Source organism: Streptomyces poriticola, from assembly GCF_036689765.1.
GTDB lineage: Bacteria > Actinomycetota > Actinomycetes > Streptomycetales > Streptomycetaceae > Streptomyces > Streptomyces poriticola.
Genome location: NZ_JBAGKH010000001.1, coordinates 295242 through 321583 on the forward strand (window position 1 = coordinate 295242; position 26342 = coordinate 321583).

The window sequence follows — 26342 nt, forward strand, 5'->3', positions numbered from 1 at the left end:
CGGACCTGGCGCCGGCCCGCTGTGCACGCCGGCCGGCGGTCTGCCGGTCCCGTGTGACAACGGTCCGCGTGACGACGGTCCCGTGTGACGACGGTCCCGTGTGACGACGGTCCCGTGTGACGACGGGTGCGGCGGGCCGCCCGGCCGCGGCGCTGCGGGCCGGCCTCCCCCGTTGGCGGGCCCGGTCGTGCGGGACTGCGGCGACGGCGGCGGGCAGTATGGGCGCATGGCAGCTTCCCGTGTCGCGGTGGCCGGAGCGTCCGGTCTGATCGGCAGCGCCCTGGTGCGGTCCCTGACCGCGGACGGGCACGAGGTGGTGCGCCTGGTGCGGCGTGCCCCGCAGGCTCCGGGCGAGGTCCGGTGGGATCCCGAGCGGAGCCGGGCGGACCCCGCCGGTCTCGCCGGGTGCGATGCGGTGGTGAACCTGGCCGGGGCCGGGATCGGCGACCGCCGGTGGACGCCGGCGTACAAGGCGCGGATCCGCGACAGCCGGGTGCGCGGCACGGCGGCGCTCGCGGAGGCCGTGGCCGCGCTGGAGCCGCGTCCGCGGGTCTTCGTGAACGGCAGCGCGATCGGCTACTACGGCGACACCGGCGCCCGGGCGGTGGACGAGAGGGCGCCCGCCGGCCGGGGTTTCCTGCCTTCCGTGTGCGTGGAGTGGGAGACCGCGGCGGCGCCCGCCCAGGAGGCGGGTGTGCGCACGGTGTTCCCCCGGACCGGGCTGATCGTGGCTCGCCGGGGCGGGGCCTGGGGGCGGCTGTTCCCGGTCTTCCGGGCGGGGCTCGGCGGACGGCTGGGCGACGGGCGGCAGTACTGGTCGTTCGTCTCGCTGCACGACGAGGTCGCCGCGATCCGCCATCTCCTCGACCGCGACGATCTGTCCGGTCCGTTCAACGTGACCGCGCCGCATCCGCTGACGAACCGTGAGATCACCGCTGCCATGGGCCGTGTGCTGCGCCGGCCGACGCTCTTCGCGGTGCCCGCGCCGGTGCTGCGGACGGTGCTCGGGGAGATGTCCGGGGAGGTGCTGGGCAGCGCCCGGGTGCTGCCGGCCCGGCTGCTGGAGTCGGGGTTCCGGTTCGCGTTCCCGGAGATCGAGGACGCGATCCGGGCGGCCCTGCAAGCACGGTGACCGGATTCCGAACGTGCTCCGGCCGTCTGCGACCGTCCTACGACCGCGATGCGACCGCCGTGCGACCGTGCCCTGCCCCTGTGCGACTGCCACCGACCGCCGAGGGGCCTAACCTCGTTCCGAACTCGGGTATTCCGGGAGCTTGTTGGGGGCATGACGTCCCCAGCGGCCGCGCAACCTCGAGGAGGGGCACGTGCTTGAGCCCGCGTACCAGGCGGACGTCGTCGTCGTGGGGGCCGGGGTCGCCGGACTCGCCGCGGCGCACCGGCTGACCAGCGCAGGAGTTTCGACCGTGGTCCTGGAGGCCGCCCCTGGTGCGGGCGGCCGCATGGCGACGGAGAAGGTCGACGGCTTCCGGCTCGACAGAATCGGGCGGTTGCTGTCCACGGCGGTCCCGGAGCTGCGGGACGCCCCGGGTCCGGCCGGCCTCGTGCTGCGGCCCTTCGCACCCGGGGTCCTGCTGCACAGCGACGGGCGCCACCATCACGCGGGCGCCCCGGCGGGTCCCGGGAGCGAAGGGGGCGCACGGAGCGCACGGGGCGCATTCCGTGCGATGCGCGCCCTCGCCGGCGCTCCCCGGCCGGTCCCGGCGGCCGGCGCTCCGGCGGCCGGCCCGAGCGCCCCCGGAGTCTCGGGGGGCCGCAGCGCGCCGGCGCACGGACCCCTCGTACCGGCGGCCCCGGGACGGCTGCTCGCGGGAGTCCCCGGGCGCCTGGGCTCGGTCCCCGCACGACTCGCCTCGGCCTCCGGCCGGTTCGCGGCGGGACCCGGCCGGCGCACGGGAGCGGCCCCCGGCGTGCCCGGACGGCCCGTGTCCCTGCCCCGGATCCGCGCCGGCGCCCCGCTCGGCACCGCCGTCGACCAGGCCCGGCTCGGCGCAGCGCTCGCCCGGCTCGCCGCGACGCCCGTCGAGCGGCTGCTGGCCCGCCCGGAGCTGCCCGCCGCCGAGGCGCTCGCCGCCCGCGGTCTGCCCTCCCGCGCCATCGAGGGCTTCCTGCGCCCGCTCCTGACGGCCCTGCTGTACGACCCCGGCCTCACCACCTCGAGCCGCTGCGCCGACCTCGCGCTGCACGCCTTCGCCGGCGGCCGGCTGTGCCTGCCGGAGGGCGGTGCCGAGTCACTGCCGCGGCTGCTGGCGGACGCGCTGCCACCGGGCACGGTGCACACCGGGGTGCGGGTCACCGCGGTCGCGACCAACGCGGTGACCACCGCCGACCACGGGGTGATCCGCTGCCGCGCCGTGCTGGTGGCGACCGACGCCCGGGCCGCCGCCGAGCTGCTGCCCGGCCTGCGGGTGCCCGGTTTCCACTCGGTGACGGTGGTTCACCACACCACGGACGAGCCGCCGGCGACCGGCACGGGTCTCCTGCTCGACGCCGACCGCGGCGGCCCGGTCGCCCACACGGCGGTGGTCAGCGAGGTGGACCCCTCCCGCGCCCCGTCCGGCCGGACCCTGGTGTCCTCGACGGTCCTGGGCCCTCCCCCACCGGACACCGACAGCGCCGTCCGCACCCATCTGTCCCGCCTGTACGGGGTGTCCACCGCCCGCTGGGAGACCCTTGCCGTGCACCACACGTCCGAGGCGGTCCCGGAGATGCGCCCGCCGCACGACCTGCGCCGGCCGGTACGGTTGCTGACCGGTCTCTACGTGTGCGGCGACCACCGCGACACCAGCACCGTCCAGGGCGCCCTGCGCTCCGGCCGCCGCGCCGCCGCCGCGGTCCTGGCCGACCTGGGCACGGACCGCCCGATGCACACGGCGGAACCCGTGCCCACGGCCCGGGCGGCCTGAGCGCTCCGCTGGACGTGCCGCGCTGTGCCGCCGCTCGTCCGCGGTGCCGCCGTGGCCGGTCGCGCAGTTCCCCGCGCCCCTTCAGGGCGCATGCCCTACCCCAACGCCGCCACCTTGTCCCGGTAGCCGCGCACCGGGGCGGCGTCGCGGTAGGGCTCCAGGCGGCGTTCGAAGTCGCGGACGTACTCCGTCGCCCGTACCGAGCGCATCTCGATCGCCTGGCCGGCGGCCTCGGCGCCCAGCTGACAGGCCTGGTCGAGCTCGCCGAGGCCGAGGCGGGCGGTGGCCAGCACGACCCGGCAGAACAGGCGGCTGCGGGCGTGGCCGGGGGCGCGCAGCGCCAGGGCGCGTTCCGCGTGCTGGGCCGCGGCGCGGAACTGGTGCAGGTCCCGGTGACAGTGCCCGAACTCGTCGGCGAGCTGGGCCTCGTCGAAGAAGCGCGCCCAGAACGGGACCTCGTCGCCGGAGCGGGCCGCCTCCATCGCCCGCTCGGCCCGCACCAGCGCGGCGGTGCAGGCCCGCACCTCGCCGAGCACCCCGTGCCCGCGCGCCTCGGCGGAGTGCAGCAGTGCCTGCACCACCGGCGGGGCACCGGCGCCCACCCCCTGCTGGGCGACCCGGGCGAGCTGGACCGCCTCTCGGCCGTGGCCGAGGTAGACGGCCTGCCTGCTCATGGTGACCAGCACATAGGAGCCGTACGCCCGGTCGCCGGCCGCCTGCGAGAGCCGGAGCGCCTGGACGAAGTAGCGCTGGGCGAGACCGTGCGCCGCGATGTCGTACGAGGTCCAGCCCGCGAGCCGGGTCAGGTCCGCGGCGGCGGCGAACAGCCGACGGCCGGTCTGCTCGCCGTAGGTGCCGCGCAGCATCGGCTCCAGCTCGTGCTCGAGGTAGCGGACCAGCGCCTGGCGGGCGTGCCCGCCGCCGTACCGGTCGTCCAGGGTGCGGAACAGCTCGCCGACCGAGCGCAGCGCGGCGAGGTCCCCGCCGGTGACCTTCTGGCCGGGGCCGCGGTCGGCCGGGACCCGCCGCCGGACCGCGGGGTCGAGCGGGGCCGCGCCCCGGGGCGCTGCCGGGCGGCCCTGCGCCGGGATGCGGACCGGGACATCGGCGCGGGCCACCTTCTCGTCGGCGCGGCCGATCAGCCAGTCGCGGCTGGGCACCACGAGTCCGGCCGGGGTGAACGCGATCTTGCGCAGCTCGGCGTGGCTGCCGGAATCCTTGCGCCACAGCCCGCTGACGATGTCGACGGCCTCCTCCGGGGTGGCGGCGAACTCCAGCCCCGCGTAGACCGGGGCGCAGGCGTCCAGGCCGAGGTCCTGGGCGGTGAGGCGGCGGCCGAGGCGGCGGGTGAAGACCTCGGCGATCAGCGCGGGGGTGGTGCCGCGGGGCTGCTGGCCGCGCAGCCAGCGGGTGACGGACGTCTTGTCGTATCTGAGGTCCAGCCCGTGTTCGAGGCCGAGCTGGTCGACGCGACGGGCGAGACCTGCGTTGGAGAACCCCGCTTCTGCGATGAGCGCGGCGAGCTGGCGGTTGGGAGTGCGCTGCGCGGGTCGTTCCGTCATGGTGCGGTGCGGTCTCCTGCCTTCCGGCGTTCGATGTGCCCGGATTGCCTGTGAGCAGCCCTTATGGCCTCTTGGACGGCGCGAATGTAGCGGAGAGTAAGCACCTGATCGCACATTTCGACAGGCATTCATCCGATCGTGTGAGGATTGCCCATTGCGGCTGACGGCAGCGGCCGAACGTACACGGAGCGGTCGGACGTACAGTGGCGTAGGCACGCTGCGTGCCTTACGACATCCAGGGAGGCGCTTGCCGTGAAGGAGCTGCGGTTCGTCCGTATGGGGTTCGGCGCCGAGGCCGTCGAGTACCGGCAGGCGTGGGACGAGCAGCGCCGGGTGCACGCGGCGCGGTTCGCCGACGAGGTCCCGGACACCGTGCTGCTGCTGGAGCACCCGCCGGTGTACACGGCCGGACGGCGCACCGCGGACAGCGAGCGGCCGCTCGACGGCACTCCGGTGGTCGACGTGGACCGCGGCGGCAAGATCACCTGGCACGGCCCGGGCCAGCTGGTGGGCTACCCCATCCAGAAGCTCCCGCGCCCGGTGGACGTCGTCGCTCACGTCCGGCGGCTGGAGGAGGCGCTGATCCGCACCTGCGCGGAGTTCGGCCTGGAGACCACCCGGGTCGAGGGCCGCAGCGGGGTGTGGGTCCTCGGTGACCCGGTGGCGCAGCGCCCGGCGCTCGGCGGGCTCGCCCTCGACTTCGACCCGCGGCTGCACGACGAGGAGTTCGACCCCCGGCTGAACGGGCCGGAGTACGCCCCGTCCAACGCGGGCCAGCGCCGGGAGGACCGCAAGATCGCGGCGATCGGGATCCGGGTGGCCAAGGGCGTCACGATGCACGGCTTCGCCCTCAACGTGAACCCCGACAACAAGTGGTTCGACCGGATCATCCCCTGCGGCATCCGCGACGCGGGCGTCGCCTCGCTGGCCGGCGAGCTCGGTCGCGACGTCACGATCGACGAGGTCCTGCCGGTCGCCGAGCGGCATCTGCGGGACATCCTGGAGAACGCCGACCTGCAACCGCGGGTGATCGAGAAGACACCGGCGGCATAGCGGGACGGCATACGGCATAAAGACAGCCTGCCCGGGGGTTCCCCCTCCGGGGGAGTTCGAGGACGAGGCCGTCCGGGCCCGGAACGGGCTCCGAGGGGCGACAGCCCCCGGCAAAGGCCAGCACCCCCGCCGGCCACCAAATCAACGGGCGTACCCTGGGGAACGCCGAGGAATCAACGCTAGGGAGCCGACGTGTCCGCAGTCGCACCCGACGGACGCAAGATGCTGCGCCTGGAGGTCCGCAACAGCCAGACCCCCATCGAGCGCAAGCCCGAGTGGATCAAGACCCGGGCGAAAATGGGTCCCGAGTACTCGAAGATGCAGAACCTCGTGAAGAGCGAGGGCCTGCACACGGTCTGCCAGGAAGCCGGCTGCCCCAACATCTACGAATGCTGGGAGGACCGCGAGGCCACCTTCCTCATCGGCGGTGACCAGTGCACCAGGCGCTGCGACTTCTGCCAGATCGACACCGGCAAGCCCGAGGCGCTCGACCGCGACGAGCCCCGCCGGGTGGGCGAGTCCGTCGTCACCATGGACCTGAACTACGCCACCATCACCGGCGTCGCCCGCGACGACCTGGAGGACGGCGGCGCCTGGCTGTACGCCGAGACCGTGCGCCAGATCCACGCCCAGACCGCGGACCGCGAGGCCGGCCGGACCAAGGTCGAGCTGCTCGCACCGGACTTCAACGCGGTCCCCGAGCAGCTCGCCGAGGTCTTCGGCTCCCGCCCCGAGGTCTTCGCGCACAACGTGGAGACGGTCCCGCGGATCTTCAAGCGGATCCGCCCCGGCTTCCGCTACGAGCGCTCCCTGAGGGTGATCACCGAGGCCCGGGACTACGGCCTGGTCACCAAGTCCAACCTGATCCTCGGCATGGGCGAGACGCGCGAGGAGGTCAGCGAGGCACTGCGGCAGCTGCACGAGGCGGGCTGCGAACTCGTCACCATCACGCAGTACCTGCGCCCGAGCGTGCGCCACCACCCCGTGGAGCGCTGGGTCAAGCCGCAGGAGTTCGTGGAGCTGAAGGAGGAGGCCGAGCAGATCGGCTTCTCCGGTGTGATGTCCGGCCCGCTGGTGCGCTCCTCGTACCGCGCCGGTCGGCTGTACCGGATGGCCATGGAGCAGCGTGACTCCGCCGCTCCGCAGCGGGGTGGGCACGTCGCCACGCAGGCGGTCTGACCCGAGCGCGTGTGAATCCGCGCACAAGGTGCTACCCCCCGGTATCGGCCGGGGCGCCGCGGCCCTGACCGTCCTCCCAGCTGGGGGCACCGGTCAGGGCCGCGGTGCGTCGGCCGGATCACGCATCAGGCCTTCATGGGTGTTTGACCGGTCGGTCACGCACTGGTAACACCAATCAGTGACCCTGGACTCACGCCACGTACACCCTTACCCAGTGCCGTACCGAGGGGGCCCTCCACGATGCCGATGCAGGCCCAGCCCGTCCGCGCCACCGCGATCCCGTCGTTCTCCGACGCCCTGCGCGCCGTGGAGACGCTGCTGCTCAGCAGCGGCCAGCGCACGGCCCGACGCAACGCCTGGACGTCCGTCCTGGAGGACCGCCGGCGTGCCAAGGACCGGGTCGAGGCCGAGCGCGTGCTCCAGCAGGCCGTCTCCGGCCGCCGCTGACCCGCACTGCCTTCGTCGGCGCTCGCGGGGGCACGTAGACTTCGTGGCATGGCGAGGAAGGACAACGCGGCAGAGACTGCGAACCCCGGGCGACTGAAGCAGATCGCCCTCACTTACAAGATGACCCGCAGGGCCGACACGAAGATCGGTCTTGTACTCGCGGCTGTCGGCATCATCACCTTCGGTGTCTTCCTCGCGATCGGTTTCCTGATCGGCCACCCGATCTATCTCGGCATCCTGGGCCTGCTGCTCGCCTTCCTCGCGACGGCGATCGTCTTCGGGCGCCGCGCCGAGCGGGCGGCCTTCGGACAGATGGAGGGCCAGCCGGGCGCCGCCGCGGCCGTGCTCGACAACATCGGCCGGGGCTGGACGACGACCCCCGCGGTGGCGATGAACCGCAGCCAGGACGTGGTGCACCGCGCGGTCGGCAAGGCCGGCATCGTGCTGATCGCCGAGGGCAACCCGAACCGGGTGAAGTCCCTGCTCGCGTCCGAGAAGAAGAAGATGAACCGGATCGTCGCCGACGTCCCCGTGCACGACCTGATCGTGGGCACCGGCGAGGGCCAGGTCGAGCTGAAGAAGCTGCGCACGACGATGCTGAAACTCCCGCGCGTGCTGAGCGGCCCGCAGGTCACCGCGACCAACGACCGGCTGCGCGCCCTGGGCGACCTGATGAGCAACATGCCGCTGCCCAAGGGCCCGATGCCGAAGGGCATGCGGCTGCCGAAGGGCGGCGGCCCCGGCCCGCGCTGACCCGAGTACAGCAGAGCCGCGAGTACGACGAGGGGCGCCCGGATTCACTCCGGGCGCCCCTCGTCGCACTCGCGGCTCTCGTCGTACCGCTCGCCGAGCGTGCGGCGGCAGCGCTACAGCCGCACCTCGACCGTGCGGGCCAGCCTGTCATGCAGACCGCGGCCGTCACGGTCCCAGATCAGCGCCGGGATCGCCAGGCACAGCAGGACGGAGCGCAGCAGCGCGCGCAGCGGGCTGACCCGGCCGGTGCCCAGCTCGACGACGCGCAGACCGAGCAGCCGCTTGCCCGGGGTGAAGCCGATCGTGCCGACGGTCAGGACGCTCAGCACGAAGAAGATCAGCAACGCCCAGTTCGAGGTGGCCTGGCCGTAGCCGTCGGTGATCAGGCCGTATGCGATCAGCAGGCACAGCCCCCAGTCCACGGCCAGGGCGCCGAGCCGCCGGCCGGGACCCGCGATCGAACCCGGCCCCTTCTCCGGCAGGCCGAGCTCCTGACCTCGGTAGCCGAAGTCGGCACCGGCCTCCTCCATGGCCGCGCGGGGGCCGGAGAGCCACGATCCGATTGCTTGCCTCTTGTCCACCCGTACACGGTACTGCGCCCGTATGCGACCGGAGCACGGCGGGGTGTGTCAGAGCTAGCCTGGGACGCGAGCCGGTTAACTTCTGCGAAACAAACGAGTCACGCCCGAGAAATGACCCGTCCCTAGGGTCGTGGCCAGCGTGTGCCACCCGCACTGGCAGCACGAACGATCTACCACCCCGGCGGGACGGTCGGGAGTAGGAGGAGCTGGATGTTCCAGAACGCCGACGAGGCCAAGAAGTTCATCGCGGACGAGGACGTCAAGTTCATCGACGTCCGGTTCTGCGACCTGCCGGGCGTCATGCAGCACTTCACCGTGCCCGCCGAGGCGTTCGACCCCGCCGAGGAGCTCGCGTTCGACGGTTCGTCGATCCGCGGTTTCCAGGCGATCCACGAGTCCGACATGGCGCTGCGCGCGGACCTGTCGACCGCCCGGGTCGACCCGTTCCGCCGGGACAAGACGCTGAACGTCAACTTCTTCATCCACGACCCGATCACGGGCGAGCAGTACTCCCGCGACCCGCGGAACGTGGCGAAGAAGGCCGAGGCCTACCTGGCCTCCACCGGCATCGCCGACACGGCGTTCTTCGGCCCGGAGGCCGAGTTCTACGTGTTCGACTCCGTCCGCTTCGCCACCAGCGCGAACGAGTCCTTCTACCACATCGACTCCGAGGCCGGCGCCTGGAACACCGGCGCCCTGGAGGACAACCGCGGGTACAAGGTCCGCTACAAGGGCGGCTACTTCCCGGTCCCGCCGGTCGACCACTTCGCCGACCTGCGCGCCGAGATCTCCCTGGAACTGGAGAAGGCCGGTCTGAAGGTCGAGCGCCAGCACCACGAGGTGGGCACCGCCGGCCAGGCCGAGATCAACTACAAGTTCAACACGCTGCTCGCCGCCGCCGACGACCTGCAGCTCTTCAAGTACATCGTGAAGAACGTGGCCTGGCGCAACGGCAAGACCGCGACCTTCATGCCGAAGCCGATCTTCGGTGACAACGGCTCGGGCATGCACGTCCACCAGTCGCTGTGGAGCAACGGCGAGCCGCTCTTCTACGACGAGCAGGGCTACGCCGGTCTGTCCGACACCGCCCGCTACTACATCGGCGGCATCCTCAAGCACGCCCCGTCGCTGCTGGCCTTCACCAACCCGACGGTGAACTCGTACCACCGTCTGGTGCCCGGCTTCGAGGCGCCGATCAACCTGGTGTACTCGCAGCGCAACCGCTCCGCCGCGATGCGTATCCCGATCACCGGCTCGAACCCGAAGGCCAAGCGCGTCGAGTTCCGCGCCCCGGACTCCTCCGGCAACCCGTACCTGGCCTTCTCGGCGCTGCTGCTGGCCGGTCTGGACGGCATCAAGAACAAGATCGAGCCGGCCGAGCCGATCGACAAGGACCTCTACGAGCTGGCTCCCGAGGAGCACGCCAACGTCGCCCAGGTCCCGACCTCCCTCGGTGCCGTGCTGGACCGGCTGGAGGCCGACCACGAGTTCCTGCTCCAGGGCGACGTCTTCACGTCCGACCTGATCGAGACGTGGATCGACTTCAAGCGCAGCAACGAGATCGCCCCGCTGCAGCTGCGTCCGCACCCGCACGAGTTCGAGCTCTACTTCGACGTGTGACCGGCGTGTGATCGGCGTCCGGCCGATCGTGGTGCCCCCGCCCTGGAACCAGGGACGGGGGCACCGTCGTTTATCCGGAAACGGCTTCACAGAGCCCTCCGAAGCGGGAATCATGACGGATGGGACTGCTGTTCGAGTGCGCGCAGCACCCACACAGGAACACGCAGCACCCACACAGGACCACCCAGGGCAACGGGGAGAGGGACCGGGATGTCCGAGCGGGACGACGACGAGCGGGAGTTCGACCTGAAGTGGGCGGACGGCGCCGAGCACAAGGAGCCGTCGGCGCGGGCCCGCATGCTCGCCGCACGCTGGAAGGAGAACCCGCCCGGACCGGTGCCGTTCCGCCCCGACCCGGAGCACTCGGGTTCCCGCCGCAGATCGCGCTCCGCGCGCTCGGCGCGCTCCCCGCACTCCTCGAGGTTCCGGTCGTCCTGGGTCTCCACGGCCGTGGTGCTCGGCGGTATGGCCGCGGTGATCCTGCTGCTGGGCTACCTCAACTTCCGGGCACCCTGACAGGCGCGCCGCCGGTCCGGCACGGGAGGGTTCGCCGGGGCGGGTGCACACTGGAGAGCATCGGGACGAGTGCCTGACTGTTCGGGGTGATGCAGATGCGCAGCCGCTTCCGGAGCGACCGCCGCCTGACCGTGCGGATGGGGCTCACCCTGTTCCTGCTCGGACTGCTGTACGTGGCGTTCGTCGCCGCACTGATCGCGCTGCTGAAGTCCTGGGTGCTGGTCGTGGTGATCGCGGCGGCGGCACTGGGGGCGCAGTACTGGTTCTCCGACCGGATCGCCCTGTACGCGATGCGCGGCCGGGTCGTGGAGCGGGAGGAGTTCCCGGAGCTGCACGGCGTGGTCGACCGGCTGAGCGCGATGGCCGACATGCCCAAACCGGAGGTGGCCGTCTCCAACATGGACATGCCGAACGCGTTCGCGACCGGGCGGAACCCGGACCACGCGGTGGTGTGTGTGACCAGCGGACTGCTGCGCCGGCTGGAGCCCGCCGAGCTGGAGGGCGTGCTCGCGCACGAGATGTCGCACGTGGCGCACAAGGACGTCGCGGTGATCACCGTCGCGTCCTTCCTGGGCGTGATCGCGGGACTGGTCGTGCGGTTCGCCTTCTACTCGCAGCTCTTCGGCGGCGGGCGGCGCGACCAGAACACCTTCGTCGTCTTCGCGGCCGTGATCGGCGTCTCGGCAGCCGTGTACGCGCTGAGTTTCCTGCTGATCCGGGCCCTGTCCCGGTACCGGGAGCTGGCGGCGGACCGGGCGGCGGCGCTGCTCACCGGCCGCCCCTCGGCCCTGGCGTCGGCGCTCACCAAGGTCACCGGCGACATCGCCCGGATCCCGAGCAAGGACCTGCGCACGGCGCAGGCGTTCAACGCCTTCTACTTCACCCCGGCGCTCGGCGCCCGCCCCGGGCTCGTCCAGCTGTTCTCCACCCACCCCAGCCTGGAGGACCGGCTCGAGCAGCTGGGCCGGATCTCCACCGAACTGGGTGAGGCGGCGGCGCCCGGAGGGGCCTGAGCATGGGACTGCTGGACATCCTGCTCGGCCGCAGCAGGCCCGTCGCGCCCGACCTCGACCGGCTCTTCGCGCTGCCGTCGGCTGCCGTCACCCTCCAGGCCGCCACCGGATTCACCCCGACCGGACAGGGTGCGGTGTGCTTCGCGACCGTCGAGGGGGCGGCCTTCGAGCAGATCCACCACGAGGTGCAGGCCCTGCTGGACGCGGACGCCGGCCGCGACGGCTCCCCGGTGGAGATGAGCCGCGACGAGTACGGCTACTCCTGGCTGGTCTCCCGCCGCTCCCCCGAGGCGCTGCCCTCCCTCGTGAACGATCTGCACGCGGTGAACAGCTCGATGGAGGTCAACGGCTTCGGCCCGCAACTGCTGTGCTCCCTGGCCGGCTTCCGGCACGAGGACGGGAGGCGGCTGGGGCTGGTCTACCTCTACAAACGGGGCACCTTCTACCCCTTCGCGCCACTGCCCGGCGGAGCGCAGCGGCGCGACAACCCGCTGGAGCTGCGGGTCCGGGCGGCGCTCGCCGACGACCTGCAGATCGAGCGGGACCTGGGCCGCTGGTTCCCGGTATGGGGCGCGCCGGGCCTGTAGGAACCGACGACAGGGTGGCGCCGGCAGCCATGGGTACGTACCCAGCGCTGCCGTGGCCGGTGCTGCCATGCCCGGTGCCGCCGTGACCGGTGCCGCCGTGATCACGGCCGCCCCCTGCTGGTGCCGCCCGCTGCCGGCCGCGTCGCCCGCCGGCCGCGGCTGTTGTCAGTGCCGTCCGGCAGGATGGGCGATGTGAGGGACCCGCGTGCGGAACCGCGCGCGGGACCTGGGACCTGACGGCGAAGACGCAGGCGGGACCGGCGGACGGAGGCGGCATGAGCGACGGGCGGCGGCACATCGGGGCGGCCGAGCGGCGGGCGCGGCTGGCGCGGCGGCACCGGCTGTCCGGACCGGACCGGGTGGGGAGCCCCGAGGAGGTCGCCGCCTCGCTGGTGGCACTGCACGGCACCGACCCGGCCACCGTGTTCCTGGCGGTGGGTGCGCGGCTGGCGGACCCGGCGAAGACGGTGGGCGAGACCGAGCGCGCGCTGTACGAGGACCGGTCCCTGGTCCGGATGCACGGCATGCGGCACACCATGTTCGTCTTCCCGACGGAGCTGACGGCGGTCGTGCACGCCTTCATGGCGCAGGCGTTCGCCGCCCGGGAGCGCGCCATGCTGCTCACCCATATGGCGGCGGCCGGAGCACCGGACGCGGCCTGGCTCGCCGAGGTGGAGGAGTCGACGCTGGCCGCGCTGGCCCGGCGCGGCCAGGCGACGGCGGCCGAGCTGAGCCGGGACGAACCCCGGCTCAAGGAGCGGTTCGTGCACGAGGCCGGGAAGAGCTACGAGGGGCTGCACACCGTCTCCACGCGGCTGCTGCGGGTGCTGGGTGTGGAGGGCAAGGTGGTCCGGGGCCGGCCGCTGGGCTCCTGGACCTCCAGCCAGTTCCGCTGGGCCGTCGCGCCCGGGCATCCCGAGCTGGACACCGCCGGGGCACAGGCCGAGCTGCTGCAGCGGTGGCTGGCGGCGTGCGGTCCGGCGACCGAGGCGGATCTGAAGTGGTGGACGGGGTGGCGGGTGACGGAGGTACGGCAGGCGCTGGCCGCGAGCGGGGCGGAGGCGGTGTCCCTGGACGAGGGCACGGGGTACGTGGTCGGCGGTGACGCGGACCCGCCGGAGCCGACGGTGGAGCCGTGGGCCGCGCTCCTGCCCGGCCTGGATCCGACGGCGATGGGCTGGCAGCAGCGGGACTGGTATCTGGCGCCGGAGCTGCGGCCCCTGCTGTTCGACCGCAGCGGAAACGTCGGCCCGACGGTGTGGTGGGACGGCCGGGTCGTCGGCGGCTGGGCGCAGCGGCCCGACGGGGAGATCGTCTGGCGCGTCCTGGACGGCACGGGCGTCGGTCGCGAGGCGGAGGCGGCGATCGCCGCGGAGGCGGAGCGGCTGCGGGCCTGGGTGGGGGCGACCCGGGTGACCCCGAGATTCCGGACGCCTCTCGAGCGGGACCTGTCGGCCTAGGACACGCGGCGACCCCGGGGGCGGCCACCTCCGTCTGCCCGCGTCCGGCGGCAGCGGGCCGCGTCCGCCGGGCGCCCCGCTGGTCTGCGGGGTGCCCGGCGTCGACGCGGCCCGGGAGTCAGCGGGAGTAGCGCATCAGCGCGCGCACCATGTGGCACGTCGTGTCGGACGGCGGGTGAACGCCGATGGTCTCCGCGGTGCTCCGTATCCTCTCGTTGCGGGCCTGGTTCGGCAGGTAGACGCCGGAGTCGAGCAGGGCGACGGCGAGCCGGAGCGCCTTGAGCCGGCGGTTGTGCGTGATGTACCACTCGCGGGGGCGTCCGGCCGGCAGCGGGCGCTTCTCCACGGGTGCGTACGGCAGATCGAGCAGCACGGGCTGCTTGGCGGTCGACTGGGTGGGCAACGGTTTCCGGTACGGCTTCGGCGTGAGTGCGGCAGCGGGCACAGGCATCCTCCTGTCGCGGTCAGGGCACCGCCCGGAACCCTCCGGCGGCACCCTCGAACATGCTTCTATTTTACCGCCCACCACTGACAAATCCCCTGGCCAGCAAGGCTTTCGGGGGCTGTGTGACGGGCGGGGAGAACGGGTTCCCGGGCACCACGGGCTACCGTGACGGCATGGAGATCTGGATCAACCCGGCCTGTTCGAAGTGCCGCAGCGCGGTCAAGCTGCTCGACGCCGAGGGCGCCGACTACACCGTCCGCCGCTATCTGGAGGAGGTACCGGGCGAGGACGAGATCCGCGCCGTCCTCGCCCGCCTCGGCCTCGAACCGTGGGAGATCACCCGAACCCAGGAGGCGGCTGCGAAGGAGCTGGGCCTGAAGGCGTGGCCCAGGGACGCCGCCGCCCGCGACCGCTGGATCGCGGCGCTCGCCGCACACCCGAGGCTGATCCAGCGCCCCATCATCACGGCGGACGACGGCACCGCGGTCGTCGCCCGCACCGAGGAGGCGGTCCGGGACGCCCTGTCCAGGTGACCGCGCCCCGCCAGTCGCACGGCAGCCCCGACAGCAGAACAAGCCTCAACTTCCCTGTGATGCAGGTTACTTGAGGGAATCGTCGTGACCAGTGAGTAACCTCGTTCGGGATCTCGTACATAGCGGCGTACGCTCCCCTACCCCTTCAGGAGGCGCGCATGTCGCGCAGGAGAACTCTCGGCCCCAAGAAGAAGATCGCACTTCTGGTCAGCGCTGCGGCGGTGGCCGGCGGCGGGGCCTTCGTGATGGCGAGCACCTCGAACGCCTCGCAGACCACCGCGCAGACGAAGTCCGCCGAGGACTCGACCGTCTGCCAGGGGCTCGCCACCGCGCTCGGTAACAATCTGAACTTCATCGAGGGCCAGCGGGCCAACCCCGACGCCCAGTCGGAGGCCCGGATCGCCAACCGCGAGGCGGTCGTCGAGGAGATCAAGCGCAAGCAGGCCGCGTCCGGCTGCGCGGTGGGGGAGTCGGCTCAGGGCTCCCAGGCCGCACAGCCCCCGCAGAACGGCCAGGAGGACGCCGGGGCAGGTGCCCAGGAGGGCGCCGGGGACGCAGGGCAGGAAGCCGGGCAGGAAGCCGGCGAGCAGGCCGGTGAGCAAGCCGGTGACGCGGGCCAGGCGGCAGCCGGTGAGCAGGTGTGCAACGGCTCCACGGTCACCGTCTCCGGCGAGGGCGGCGCGCCCGCGGCGTCCAGCAACCAGTTCCCGGCGGGCACCCAGCTGAAGGTCACCAACCTGGACAACAACCAGTCCACGACGGTGGAGGTCACCTCGGTCTCCGGAAGCTGCGTGCTGCTCAACAACGCGGCGTTCGAGCAGGTCCGGGAGCCCGGCAAGTTCCTGATCCGCCGGGCGCTGATCGAGAAGGTGGGGTGAGACCCGGCCCTCCTCCCGTCCTCGCGCCCCGAGGCGGGGGGAGGGTCGCAGGGGGCACACCGGGCCGCCGGGCCCCGGCAGCTCCCGGTAACACGGGGTTCACACACGGGCAATGGCCGGGAAATCGCCTGTTGACAGGCTGCCGGGCAGTAGAGGCGGCGCCTCGGTGCCGCAGCGCCGCAGCACCCGCAAGTGCGCCCAGACCCACCCCCGAAGGATGTGGCCCGTGACCTTCAAGGCTGAGTACATCTGGATCGACGGCACCGCGCCGACGGCCAAGCTGCGTTCCAAGACGAAGATCATCGCGGGCTCCCCCGCCGGTCTGGACACGCTGCCGATCTGGGGCTTCGACGGGTCCTCCACCAACCAGGCCGAGGGCCACGCCTCGGACTGTGTGCTGAAGCCGGTCTTCACCTGCCCCGACCCGGTACGCGGCGGCGACGACGTGCTGGTGCTGTGCGAGGTCCTCAACACGGACATGAGCCCGCACCCCTCCAACACGCGTGCCGCGCTGGCCGAGGTCGCCGAGCAGTTCGCCGCGCAGGAGCCGATCTTCGGCATCGAGCAGGAGTACACCTTCTTCAAGGACGGCCACCCGCTGGGCTTCCCCAAGGGCGGCTTCCCGGCCCCGCAGGGCGGCTACTACTGCGGTGTCGGCTCCGACGAGATCTTCGGCCGCGACATCGTCGAGGCGCACCTGGAGAACTGCCTCAAGGCGGGCCTGGGCATCTCCGGCATCAACGCCGAGGTCATGCCGGGCCAGTGGGAGTTCCAGGTCGGCCCGCTGGCGCCGCTCGACGTCGCCGACCAGCTGTGGGTCGCCCGCTGGCTGCTCTACCGCACCGCCGAGGACTTCGGCGTCGCCGCCACCCTCGACCCCAAGCCGGTCAAGGGCGACTGGAACGGTGCCGGCGCGCACACCAACTTCTCCACCAAGGCGATGCGCGAGTCCCCCGGGGGCTACGACGCGATCATCACCGCCTGCGAGGCGCTCGGCGAGGGCTCCAAGCCGTTGGACCACGTCAAGAACTACGGCTCGGGCATCGACGACCGGCTGACCGGCCTGCACGAGACCGCCCCGTGGGACAAGTACTCCTACGGCGTCTCCGACCGGGGAGCCTCGGTCCGTATCCCGTGGCAGGTCGAGAAGGACGGCAAGGGCTACATGGAGGACCGCCGCCCGAACGCCAACGTCGACCCGTACGTGGTGACCCGCCTCCTCGTCGACACCTGCTGCACTGCGCTGGAGAAGGCCGGCCAGGCCTGATCCGCCCACTGCTTCTCCCGCTTCCTTCCGGGGCGTCCACCGTCGAGGTGGGCGCCCCGGCCGGGTTCCGCCCCACCGGGTTCTGGTCCAATGGGGACCTGGTCGGCTTCCAGAAGTGTGCGGGGACGGGTCGTACGACCTCGAGCCCTTCTGGTCCGCACGCCGGCACCACGACTTCGACCGGGTGTGTCGCCGCGCTCACCGCGCGGGCCCGCTGACGCCGCCCACCCGGCCTCCCCCGCCCCGCCGGGCGCCCGGCGCCCGGCGAAGCAGCCGGGGAACCGCTGGTGCGCATCGACACCGCGCGGCACCGCCGCCGTCGACGGCCGCGAGCTCGCTCTCATCTACCTGGAGTTCGGGCTGCTCTCCCACCTCGTCGCGCACCCGCACCAGGTGCACACCCGGGACCGGCTGGTCACCACGGTGTGGGGCTACGGCCATGTCGGCGACGGCCGCACCGTGGACGTGCACATCGCCCGGCTGCGCCGCAAGCTGGGCCCCGAGCACCGGGACGCCATCCGGACCGTGCGCCGCGTCGGCTACACGTACGTCCCCCCGGCCGGCCGCTGACCAGGGCGGGGGTCTGCTCACAGCAGACTCCTGTTCCCCCGTCCTCCCACGCCGGGCACCCTGGAGCGCATGAGACTGCTGATGCTGGGTGGTACGGAGTTCGTGGGGCGGGCGGTCGTCGAGGCGGCCCTCGGGCGCGGCTGGGACGTCACCGTCCTCCACCGGGGACGGCACGCCCCGCCGCCGGGCGTGCGGGCGCTGCACGGCGACCGCACCGCACCCGACGGGCTCGCGGCGCTCGCCGGCGCCGACGGCGACTGGGACGCCGTCGTCGACACCTGGTCGGCGGCGCCCCGCGCGGTGCGGGACTCGGCGCGGCTGCTGCGGGGCCGCGCCGGCCGGTACGTGTACGTGTCGAGCTGCTCGGTGTACGAGTGGCCCCGGCCCGCCGGATACACCGAGGACGACCCGCTCGTCGACGGCGCCTCACCGGACGCCGGGCAGCGCGACTACGCCCGCGACAAACGGGGCGCCGAACTGGCCGTCCTGGACGCCTTCGGTGCGGACGCCTCGGTCCTCGTACGGGCCGGACTGATCCTCGGGCCGTACGAGAACATCGGCCGGCTGCCGTGGTGGCTGACCCGGACCGCCCGCGGCGGCACCGTCCTGGCACCCGGCCCGCGCGAACTGCCGCTGCAGTACATCGACGTACGGGACCTGGCCGGATGGCTCCTGGGGGCGGTGGAGCAGGGGCTGAGCGGCCCGTACAACCTGGTCTCCCCGCCGGGACACGCCACCATGGGCGCCCTGCTCGACGCCTGCGTCCAGGTCACCGGCGGCGCGGCGAGGCTGCGCTGGACCGCGCCCGACGACGTGCTCGGCGCCGGGATCGAGCCGTGGACCCAGCTGCCGGTGTGGGTGCCGCCGGACAGCGACCTGCACGCCACCCTGCACGGCGCGGATGTCTCCCGCGCCCTGGCGACCGGCCTGCACTGCCGCCCGGTCACCGAGACGGTCGCCGACACCTGGAGCTGGCTGCGGGAGATCGGCGGCACGGCTCCCCTGCGCCCGGACCGGCCGACGGTGGGCCTCGACCCGGAGACGGAGGCCAAGGCGCTGGCGGACGGGAACCCGGAGGGACCGGGCGGAGAATAGGCCCGCACCCCCGCACCGGCGACCCGCGGTGAGGGATCAACAACTGCCGGTGTTTCACGGCCAGTTGTGACGGGAATGTCCCAGGGGATTCCCATCAACTCCCGGGACGGGTGAACACCTCTGCGGCGGACTCCGTATGGGAAGGAGCCGCTTCACTCCTGACGGGCGCCCCGATGCCCCGCCCCCGCAAGGAAGCAGAGGAGTTCCATGGGACGCAACACAAGAAAACGCCGTACGCCGCTGGCCACCAAGGCCATAGCCGCATCGGCGGCCCTAGCGCTCGGTGGGGGCGGGCTGATCTGGGCCAACTTCTACGCCTCGGCACACGAGAAGAACCGGGGGTACGACCAGACCAGGTCCGCGGCGGCGCAGGTCGCGACGATCGACTGTCCCGACGTCGGCCAGCAGATCTCCGACGTGCCCGACCGGGCCCGCGGGGAGGTCGACGGCGAACTGGCCACGCTCGACCAGCAGATCACCAACGCCTACCAGCGGCTGGCCACCACGCGCCGGGCGCAGCAGCAGGACCCGCGGTTCGTCCAGAACAGCATCCTCAGTCCGCTCAAGGACCGGCGGAAGGCGATCATCGACCGCATCCAGCTGGAGATCAACCGCGCCGGCGGCAACGCCGACGACAACCTGGACGAGCTGGCCGGCTGCCAGGGGGTGCCCGCCGAACAGCCGGACGTCAACAACGGCAACGACAACAACGGCGGTAACAACGACGGCGGTAACAACAACAACGACAACAACAACAACGGCAACAACGACGGCGACGGCAACCAGGACAACGACGGCCAGAACCAGGGTGACGGCCAGAACGTCGGTGACAACGGCAACGGTGCCGCCGGGCCGTTCGCCGACGACTTCGTCGACATCACCACCGTCGAGCCGAACGTCCCGCCGTCCAACGGCAACGGGCTGAAGGCGGACGGGGACTCCGGTTCCCAGGGCAGCTTCACCACGTTCTGCGGTGTCAACGAGAACAACCTGTTCAACAGCGACAACCTGATCGTGGCCCCGGGTGTCGACAACGGCGCCCACCACACCCACGACTACGTCGGCAACCAGGACAACGACGCCTTCTCCAGCGACGAGGACCTGGCCGACGCGGACACCTCCTGCCAGAACCAGGCCGACAAGTCGACCTACTACTGGCCGGTGCTGCGGCTCCAGGACGGCACCGAGGAGTTCGACGCCAATGATCTGGGCGGCGGCGCCGAGGGCAACGTCGGCAGGATCCTGAAGGCCGAGCAGGCCGAGATCAAGTTCGTCGGCAACAAGCAGAGCGACGTCGTCGCCATGCCGAAGTTCCTGCGCATCATCACCGGTGACGCGAAGGCCTTCACCAACGGCGACGCCAACGCCAACGCCTCGCTGAGCTGCACGGGCTTCGAGGACCGGCAGCTGACGGACAAGTACCCGATCTGCCCCGAGGGCAGCAAGGTGGTCCGCACGGCCAACTTCCAGAGCTGCTGGGACGGCCAGAACATCGACAGCGCCAACCACCGGGACCACGTGGACTTCGTCCAGGAGGACGGCGGCTGCGCCAACGGCTTCCAGGCCATCCCGCAGCTGCAGATCCGGCTGATCTACGACGTGCCCGCCCCGGTCATCGAGAACGGACAGGTGCAGAACCCGTTCGCGGTGGACGGCTTCCCGGAGCAGCTGCACAAGCCGATCACCGACCACAACGACTTCATCAACGTCATGGACAACCGGCTGATGAAGCAGGTGGTCAAGTGCATCAACAGCGGCAGGGACTGCCAGTGAGCCGGTAGGCACCGGACCGGCCGCGCAAAGAGCCGGCGGTGGGAGATCCCACCGCCGGCTCCCGCATGCCGGGGGTCCGTCCTCAGTGATCGGTCCCCCTAGTGGTCGGCGTGGTTGAGGCCCACCTCCATCGCGCCGCCGAGCCGGCCCTGCAGTGTGGTCAGGGTGTCCTCGTGGCCGACGGCGACCCATTTGCGGCCGACCAGGTAGTAGCCGCCGTAGTCCTTGGCCGTGTTGATCCACTCGCGCTGGCCGCGGTCGGTGGCGAAGGTGACCAGGACGTACTTCTCGTCGCCCTTGGCGCAGATGGCCTGGCGGATCTGGTCGGCGTCGGTCTGCATGTTCGGCTCGCACTTCACCTCGGCGGCGAGCTGCTCCAGGTTCCCCGTCGCGGTCTCCGGCACGTCCCCGGCACCGTCCGTACCGGCTCCGCAGCCCGTCAGCGCCAGCACCGCCACCGCGCCCGCCAGCGCCGACTTCGCTCGGGTCAGCCTCATGAGTTCCTCCGGTCCCTTCGGCGGCATGCCGCACCACGCCCCGGCACGGGGCTCCGTCGCCCTCCTTACGGCTGCGGGCCACGACGTGCTCAAAGAACGCCGGTGCCACCGGGGCGCGGGCGTGCGAAGGTGGCGCGTGGACACGGACCGGAGATCCGGGTGGCCGCCGCACGGGCGACGCTCGACGGCCGTGCGGACGACGACGGGGACGACGCGGCGGACCGGGCGGCGTTCCGGGCGGTGATCGGCGCACCGGTCGCGGAGCTGCCGGCGGACAGTCCGCTCGGCCCGTTCGAGCAGGCCTGCGCCTGGGACTCGACGGGCCGTACCGAGCAGGCGGTGCCGCGGTACCGGGAGGCGCCGGCGCTCGGACTCGCCGAGGTGAGCCGCCAGGGGCGCGCCGGGCCGGGATCCGGCTCACCGGTTCGCCGCGCAACCTCGGACGCCCGCAGGAGGGCGTCGAGCTGCTCACCCCGGAGCTGGACGCGGAGCCGGACGAGTCGGACGACGCGGTGCCCGCCTGCCCGGCGCCGGGCCGGTCGGGTGTGAGCCGTGACCGGGCAGGGTTGTCCCTGGTGCTCGGCGCGCTCGCTCCCCGTCTGCCGCGACACCAGAGGCCGATGGCGAACTACGCGCGTCTGCCCGGCGCGCCGGAGGAGTCGTCCGTGGCGGTCCGGTGACCAACCGTCGATTCGCTCGTTCTGCTGAACGTGCAGTCACAGGATGTCGCCCCGCGCCCCGCACCGTCCGCCGCCGACCCGGTCGTCGACGTCGAGCAGGCCGAGGCCGCGCTCGTCGAGCACTACCCGCGACTGGTCCGGCTCGCCTACCTGGTGCTGCCGTCCGGTCTCGGCCGCAGCCGCCGGGTGATGACCGCGCACGCCCTCGCCCAGCGCGCACTCCCGCGGAACCGTACGACGACACCCGTCATCCCGGCGCAGTCCACCGGCCGCGAGAGCGACCCCGGCTATGCGCTGGTCCGGCTCGCGGTGGTGCGTACGGCGCTGGAGGCCGGGCTGCCGCTGCGGCGCAGGGCCCGGCCCAGGCGGTCCCAGCTGCCCCCGCTGCTCCCCCAGGTGTGGGGGCTGAAGCTGTTCCCGCGCTCCGGCGGCGCCGACGAACTCGCCCTGGACCAGCGGCTGTCCGCGCTGTCGGGGCCGGGCCGGGCGGCGTATGCGCTGCGCGGTCTGGAGAAGCTCCCGGACGGCGAGGTGCGCCAGGTGCTGGGGGCGGCCGGGGTCGGCGACGTGGCGGCGGCGCTGCGGGAGGCCGACTCCGTACCCGGGCAGCACGCACTGCTCGACTCGCCCGAGTTCGACCCGTGCTCGCTCCAGGCCCGCCCGACCGATCTGATGCGCCGCCGTCAGCACACCAGGGCGGCGCTCGTCGCCGGGGTGGCGCTGGTGGTGTGCGGGGCGCTGCTGGGGCTGCCCGGCGAGGGCTGGGGGCCGGACGGGGCCGCCGCCCCGCCGTACGCCCGCAATCCCGCCGCCGAGGCCGCCCTCGACCCGGGTCGGCTGACCAGGGCCGCGCCCGCCGCCTGGCGGTCCTCGGACCGCACCGACTTCTCGGTGTGGCCGGCCCGCGGCGGCCTCACCGACGACGGGAAGCTGCTGCGCCGCGCGCTCGCTGTGTGGGCACGCCCCGGCGGGACGGTGCGGGTCTCGGCGACGCCCGGCACCCCGACCGGCGGCCCGGCGGGACCACCGCGGCTGCTGTACGCGGGGACGGTCGACGCCGCGCGCGTGGTGATCCTCCACGACGGTCTGCGCGTCGTGCGGTATGCCGAGCCGGAGGACGGCACCGCGGGTGCGGCGCTGGACTTCGCGCGCGCCGACGGGGCGGGCCGGGCGGAGGCCACCGCGGTGGTGCTGGGCCGGGCGGACGGTAACGTGCGCTATCTGACGGCGCCCTGGGTGACCGAGGCGGCGGAGCGGGACCTCACGAAGCCGGGCGCCGGGGCGATGGAGCTGACGCTGACCGACGGGGTGACCTCGCCGCTGGCAAGTCCCGCGCAGCGGAGCGGCGCGTGCACCTCGTGGAACGTGCTGGAGCTGACCGACGGCAAGGACCGGCGGCTGATGACCGATCTGGGCGAGCTGGTCCCGGCCCGGCTGACGGCCGGGCGGCCCGGGTCGGCCGCGGAGGCCTCCGGTGCCGAGGCGCTGCGCACCTGGGCGCCGTTCGGCTGCTCGCTCGGCGCGGTGCGCGGACAGGGCGTGCGGTCGGTGAACGCCTGGGCGTTCGCGGAGCAGCCGCTGCCCGACGGGAGCGGCAGGGGCTCGTGGGTGTGCACCCGCGCCGAGACCTGGCGGGGTGAGGGGGCCCGGGTGCTGGCCCAGTTCCACACGCCGGGCGGCCGGTACGGCGCGGTGGCGGCCAAGGCGGAGAGCGTTCCGGCGTGCGGCGCGCGCGACCCGCAGGTGCTGGCCGGAGTGCTGTGGAAGTCGGCGACGGGCGACTGGTACCTGCTGGCCGCGGGCGGCCGGGACACGGAGTCGGTGCGCGCGACGGGCGGCATCGAGGCGTCCTCGAACGGGAACGTGCTCACCGCGCGGGCCGAACAGGGGGCGCAGGCCGAGCTGTCGGGCACCCTGAAGGACGGCGGGATGCTCACCGGTCTCGGCTGAGCGCTCCGCTCGAAGTGCCGCGACATGCCGTCGCTCGTCCGCGGTGCCGTCGTGGCTGGTCGCGCAGTTACCCACGCCCCTTCAGGGCGCTCGCCGAACCGCAGTGGACTTCACCCGACCTGCCGAGGACCCGTTACTGACACTGCCGTCAACAAGTCCCGCCCGAAGGGTTCCCCCGGGTCGTACCCCTCAGTACATTGACGCCATGTCTAACACGCAGGACCGGCTGCCCCGGCCGGTGGAGTCCGAGCGCATCCCGCTCAAGGCACGGAAAGTGTCCTTCTCCTGGGCGGACACGCCGCTGCACTGGGTGCCGGGGGACCCGCTCACCACGCACACCATCAACGTGCTGCACCTGCTGCTGCCCGCCGGGGAGCGCTGGTTCGTGCACGTCTACAAGCAGGTGCTGCCGTACGTCCGGGACGAGCGGCTACGCGAGGACGTCATCGGGTTCATCGGCCAGGAGGCGATGCACTCCCAGGCCCATGACGAGGTCCTGCCGCACCTGCGGGAGCAGGGGCTCGACCCGACCCCGTACACCGCACAGGTCGACTGGCTGTTCGAGAAGCTGCTGGGTGACCGCACCCTGCCGCCGGGCCGCCCGCGCCGCTGGTGGCTGCAGGAGCGGGTGGCGCTGATCGCGGCCATCGAGCACTACACGGCGTTCCTCGGCGACTGGGTGCTCAACGCGGGCGAGCTGGACCGGCGCGGCGCCGATCCGACCATGCTGGACCTGCTGCGCTGGCACGGCGCGGAGGAGGTCGAGCACCGGTCGGTCGCCTTCGACCTGTTCCTGCATCTCGACGGGGGCTACCGGCGGCGGGTGCGGACCTGGGCGGTCGCGTTCACGGCGCTGGTGTTCCTGTGGCAGCGCGGGGCGCGGTTCTTCATGGCTGCCGACCCGACCGTGGTCGACGGCCGCGCCCGCCTCCGGGACTTCTACCTCCGCGGCCGGCGCGGTCTGCTGCCCTCCACCGGCGCCATGCTCCGCTCCGTCCCGCGCTATCTGAGCCGCGCCTACCACCCTTCGCAGGAGGGATCCACACAGCAGGCCGTGGCCTACCTCGCCTCCTCCCCCGCCGCACTGGCCGCGGAACGGGCCGGGCAGACCGGGAGGCCCGGGGAGACCGGGCAGCCCGGGAAAGGAGCGGCGTGATGCCCAGGCTCACCACCCTGGCCGTGGCCGCCGGTGCCGCGCTGCTCGCCCGGCGGGCGCTGCGCCGCCGTATCCAGGGCTCACCGCTGTGGCCGATGCCCGCGCTGGATCCGCCGATATCCGGCCGGCCCCGGTCCCGCGCACTGACGCTGAGCGTCTCCGCGCACGAGCAGATCGCCGACGGTGTGGTCCGGCTGCGCCTGGAGGGGCACGACCTGCCGCGCTGGGAGCCCGGGGCGCACCTGGACCTCGTCCTGCCGTCCGGCCTGATCCGGCAGTACTCGCTGTGCGGAGACCCGGAGGACACCTCGTCGTACACCGTCGCCACCCGGCTGGTCGAGGACGGCCGGGGCGGCTCGCGCGAGGTGCACGAGCAGCTCCGGGCGGGCATGGAGCTCCAGGTGCGCGGCCCGCGCAACCGCTTTCCGCTCACCGGCGCCCCCGCCTATCTCTTCGTCGCCGGCGGCATCGGCATCACCCCGCTGCTGCCGATGCTGCGCGCCCTGCCGGAGGGCGCCGACTGGCGGCTGCTGTACGGCGGTCGGACCCGGGCGTCGATGCCGTTCCTGGAGGAGCTCGAGAAGCTGGACCCGGAGCGCACCCGGGTCACGGTCGCCGCCGAGGACGAGACCGGGCTCCCCGACCTGGACGGGTTCCTCGCCCGCCCGCCCGAGGGCACCGCCGTCTACTGCTGCGGCCCCGAGGGGATGATGGCGGCCGTGGGGGAGCGGCTCCCGGCGGGCGCCTCGCTGTATCTGGAGCGTTTCGCGCCACGCAGGAGCGCCGAGGGCGAGCACGGCTTCGAGGTCGAACTGCGGCGCAGCGCGCGGACGCTGTCCGTCGCGCCGGACTCCTCGGTGCTGGCCGCCGTGCGGGCCGAGCTGCCGGACACCCCGTACTCCTGTGAACAGGGCTGGTGCGGGACGTGCCGGCAACGGGTGGTGGAGGGCGAGATCGACCACCGGGACGAGCTGCTGACGGACGGGGAACGCGACGACTCCATGCTCATCTGCGTCTCGCGCGCCCAAGGTGAGCGGCTCGTCCTCGACCTGTGAACACCAGGACCGGTCCGGCCCGTTCTGCGGCCGGATCCGATCGGTAAGGTGTTCGTATGACTACCGGGGTACGCCGCAGAATGGGAGTCGAGGAGCGGCGGCAGCAGTTGATCGGCGTCGCCCTCGAACTGTTCAGCCGCCGCTCGCCCGACGAGGTCTCCATCGACGAGATAGCGTCGGCCGCGGGCATCTCCCGCCCGCTGGTCTACCACTACTTCCCCGGCAAACTCAGCCTCTACGAGGCGGCGTTGAAGCGGGCCTCGGAGGATCTGGCGGCCCGGTTCGTGGAGCCCCCGGAAGGGCCGCTGGCGGGGCGGCTGCTGCGGGTGATGGCCCGCTTCTTCGACTTCGTGGACGAGCACGGCCCCGGCTTCGCCGCCCTGATGCGCGGCGGCCCGGCGGTGGGCTCCTCGGCGACGAACGCGCTCGTCGACTCGGTGCGGCAGGCCGCCTACGACCAGATCCTCGCCCATCTGAAGGTCACCGAGCCGCCCGCGCGGCTGGAGCTCGCGGTCCGCTCCTGGATCTCGCTCGCCGAGTCGACCGCGCTGATCTGGCTGGACGGCCGGCGCATCCCGCGCACCGAGCTGGAGGCCCAGCTCGTCCACGACCTCGCCGCGCTGATCGCCGTCAGTGCCGCCTACGACGACGAGATGGGCGCCCTGCTGCGCCGCATCCTGAAGGACGAGCCGGCCGACGGCCCGTTCGCCGACCTGGTGGGCCGGCTGATCACCCTGGCCTCGTAGGA

24 protein-coding genes and 2 pseudogenes are annotated in these 26342 nt (G+C 72.8%); 22 read left to right on the top strand and 4 right to left on the bottom strand.

Annotated elements, in window-relative coordinates; genetic code table 11:
* Nucleotides 1-226 precede the first annotated feature (226 nt).
* Together V5O46_RS01295 and V5O46_RS01300 are read left to right on the top strand one after the other, a co-directional pair.
* Entirely contained in the window at nt 227-1132 is a 906-nt protein-coding gene (locus V5O46_RS01295; protein WP_332882471.1) for a TIGR01777 family oxidoreductase, read from the top strand.
* Between the two features lie 193 nt (nt 1133-1325).
* The gene (locus V5O46_RS01300) at nt 1326-2924 is read left to right on the top strand and encodes an NAD(P)/FAD-dependent oxidoreductase (RefSeq protein WP_332882472.1); all 1599 of its coding nucleotides are present in this window, start codon (nt 1326-1328) and stop codon (nt 2922-2924) included.
* Nucleotides 2925-3019: 95 nt separating this feature from the next.
* Here V5O46_RS01300 and V5O46_RS01305 read toward each other — a convergent pair whose 3' ends face one another.
* A complete protein-coding gene (locus tag V5O46_RS01305; RefSeq protein ID WP_332882473.1) occupies nt 3020-4486 on the bottom strand; it encodes a regulator in 1467 nt (488 codons plus the stop codon).
* Nucleotides 4487-4633: 147 nt separating this feature from the next.
* Between V5O46_RS01305 and lipB the strand changes: the two genes are divergently transcribed.
* From lipB to V5O46_RS01325, 4 genes are all read left to right on the top strand, one after another.
* Nucleotides 4634-5539, top strand: coding sequence for a lipoyl(octanoyl) transferase LipB (gene lipB / locus V5O46_RS01310; RefSeq protein WP_332882474.1), 906 nt, complete (start codon nt 4634-4636; stop codon nt 5537-5539).
* 192 nt (nt 5540-5731) lie between these two features.
* Entirely contained in the window at nt 5732-6718 is a 987-nt protein-coding gene (gene lipA, locus V5O46_RS01315) for a lipoyl synthase (RefSeq protein ID WP_332882475.1), read from the top strand.
* 246 nt (nt 6719-6964) lie between these two features.
* A complete protein-coding gene (locus tag V5O46_RS01320; RefSeq protein ID WP_332882476.1) occupies nt 6965-7165 on the top strand; it encodes an SCO2195 family GlnR-regulated protein in 201 nt (66 codons plus the stop codon).
* Between the two features lie 48 nt (nt 7166-7213).
* Nucleotides 7214-7918, top strand: a complete 705-nt coding sequence (locus V5O46_RS01325; RefSeq protein WP_332882477.1) for a DUF4191 domain-containing protein — start codon at nt 7214-7216, stop codon at nt 7916-7918.
* 113 nt (nt 7919-8031) lie between these two features.
* Here V5O46_RS01325 and V5O46_RS01330 read toward each other — a convergent pair whose 3' ends face one another.
* Nucleotides 8032-8499, bottom strand: a complete 468-nt coding sequence (locus V5O46_RS01330) for an RDD family protein (protein ID WP_332882478.1) — start codon at nt 8497-8499, stop codon at nt 8032-8034.
* A 210-nt stretch (nt 8500-8709) separates the two neighbouring features.
* On the opposite strand from V5O46_RS01330, the gene glnA reads away from it, so the two are divergent.
* From glnA to V5O46_RS01355, 5 genes are all read left to right on the top strand, one after another.
* Entirely contained in the window at nt 8710-10119 is a 1410-nt protein-coding gene (gene glnA, locus V5O46_RS01335; protein WP_332882479.1) for a type I glutamate--ammonia ligase, read from the top strand.
* A gap of 210 nt (nt 10120-10329) precedes the next feature.
* Nucleotides 10330-10635, top strand: a complete 306-nt coding sequence (locus tag V5O46_RS01340; RefSeq protein WP_332882480.1) for an SCO2583/SCO2584 N-terminal domain-containing protein — start codon at nt 10330-10332, stop codon at nt 10633-10635.
* A gap of 95 nt (nt 10636-10730) precedes the next feature.
* Nucleotides 10731-11648 (top strand): zinc metalloprotease HtpX, encoded by a 918-nt coding sequence (gene htpX / locus V5O46_RS01345; protein ID WP_332882481.1) that lies wholly within the window; start codon nt 10731-10733, stop codon nt 11646-11648.
* Between the two features lie 2 nt (nt 11649-11650).
* Complete coding sequence (gene pspAB, locus V5O46_RS01350) at nt 11651-12235, top strand: PspA-associated protein PspAB (protein WP_332882482.1); 585 nt, start codon at nt 11651-11653, stop codon at nt 12233-12235.
* A 275-nt stretch (nt 12236-12510) separates the two neighbouring features.
* Entirely contained in the window at nt 12511-13695 is a 1185-nt protein-coding gene (locus tag V5O46_RS01355; RefSeq protein WP_332882483.1) for a winged helix DNA-binding domain-containing protein, read from the top strand.
* A 118-nt stretch (nt 13696-13813) separates the two neighbouring features.
* On the opposite strand, the gene V5O46_RS01360 is transcribed toward V5O46_RS01355, so the two are convergent.
* A complete protein-coding gene (locus V5O46_RS01360) occupies nt 13814-14140 on the bottom strand; it encodes a hypothetical protein (protein WP_332882484.1) in 327 nt (108 codons plus the stop codon).
* Between the two features lie 173 nt (nt 14141-14313).
* Between V5O46_RS01360 and V5O46_RS01365 the strand changes: the two genes are divergently transcribed.
* The 6 genes and pseudogenes from V5O46_RS01365 to V5O46_RS01390 all read left to right on the top strand — a co-directional run bounded on the left by V5O46_RS01365 (nt 14314) and on the right by V5O46_RS01390 (nt 20256).
* Nucleotides 14314-14673, top strand: coding sequence for an arsenate reductase family protein (locus tag V5O46_RS01365; protein ID WP_332882485.1), 360 nt, complete (start codon nt 14314-14316; stop codon nt 14671-14673).
* Nucleotides 14674-14831: 158 nt separating this feature from the next.
* Nucleotides 14832-15551, top strand: a complete 720-nt coding sequence (locus V5O46_RS01370; RefSeq protein WP_332882486.1) for an RlpA-like double-psi beta-barrel domain-containing protein — start codon at nt 14832-14834, stop codon at nt 15549-15551.
* 226 nt (nt 15552-15777) lie between these two features.
* Nucleotides 15778-16818, top strand: a complete 1041-nt coding sequence (glnII, locus tag V5O46_RS01375; RefSeq protein ID WP_332882487.1) for a glutamine synthetase — start codon at nt 15778-15780, stop codon at nt 16816-16818.
* A gap of 272 nt (nt 16819-17090) precedes the next feature.
* Nucleotides 17091-17388, top strand: a pseudogene (locus V5O46_RS01380) (winged helix-turn-helix domain-containing protein); the annotation flags it as partial.
* A gap of 69 nt (nt 17389-17457) precedes the next feature.
* Nucleotides 17458-18483, top strand: a complete 1026-nt coding sequence (locus V5O46_RS01385; RefSeq protein WP_332882488.1) for an SDR family oxidoreductase — start codon at nt 17458-17460, stop codon at nt 18481-18483.
* Between the two features lie 207 nt (nt 18484-18690).
* Nucleotides 18691-20256, top strand: coding sequence for a DUF1996 domain-containing protein (locus V5O46_RS01390; protein ID WP_332882489.1), 1566 nt, complete (start codon nt 18691-18693; stop codon nt 20254-20256).
* 98 nt (nt 20257-20354) lie between these two features.
* On the opposite strand, the gene V5O46_RS01395 is transcribed toward V5O46_RS01390, so the two are convergent.
* A complete protein-coding gene (locus V5O46_RS01395) occupies nt 20355-20753 on the bottom strand; it encodes a hypothetical protein (RefSeq protein ID WP_332882490.1) in 399 nt (132 codons plus the stop codon).
* A 129-nt stretch (nt 20754-20882) separates the two neighbouring features.
* Here V5O46_RS01395 and V5O46_RS01400 point away from each other — a divergent pair.
* The 5 genes and pseudogenes from V5O46_RS01400 (at nt 20883) to V5O46_RS01420 (ending at nt 26340) form a co-directional block, all read left to right on the top strand.
* Nucleotides 20883-21433, top strand: a pseudogene (locus V5O46_RS01400) (tetratricopeptide repeat protein).
* 30 nt (nt 21434-21463) lie between these two features.
* A complete protein-coding gene (locus V5O46_RS01405; RefSeq protein WP_332882491.1) occupies nt 21464-23383 on the top strand; it encodes a hypothetical protein in 1920 nt (639 codons plus the stop codon).
* A gap of 205 nt (nt 23384-23588) precedes the next feature.
* Complete coding sequence (locus V5O46_RS01410) at nt 23589-24539, top strand: metal-dependent hydrolase (protein ID WP_332882492.1); 951 nt, start codon at nt 23589-23591, stop codon at nt 24537-24539.
* Nucleotides 24539-25594 carry a PDR/VanB family oxidoreductase gene (locus tag V5O46_RS01415; protein ID WP_332882493.1) on the top strand — a complete coding sequence of 352 codons (1056 nt, stop codon included), beginning with the start codon at nt 24539-24541 and terminating at the stop codon, nt 25592-25594. The genes V5O46_RS01410 and V5O46_RS01415 overlap by 1 nt, the downstream gene beginning before the upstream one ends.
* Nucleotides 25595-25650: 56 nt before the next feature.
* A complete protein-coding gene (locus V5O46_RS01420) occupies nt 25651-26340 on the top strand; it encodes a TetR/AcrR family transcriptional regulator (RefSeq protein ID WP_332882494.1) in 690 nt (229 codons plus the stop codon).
* Nucleotides 26341-26342: the final 2 nt, after the last annotated feature.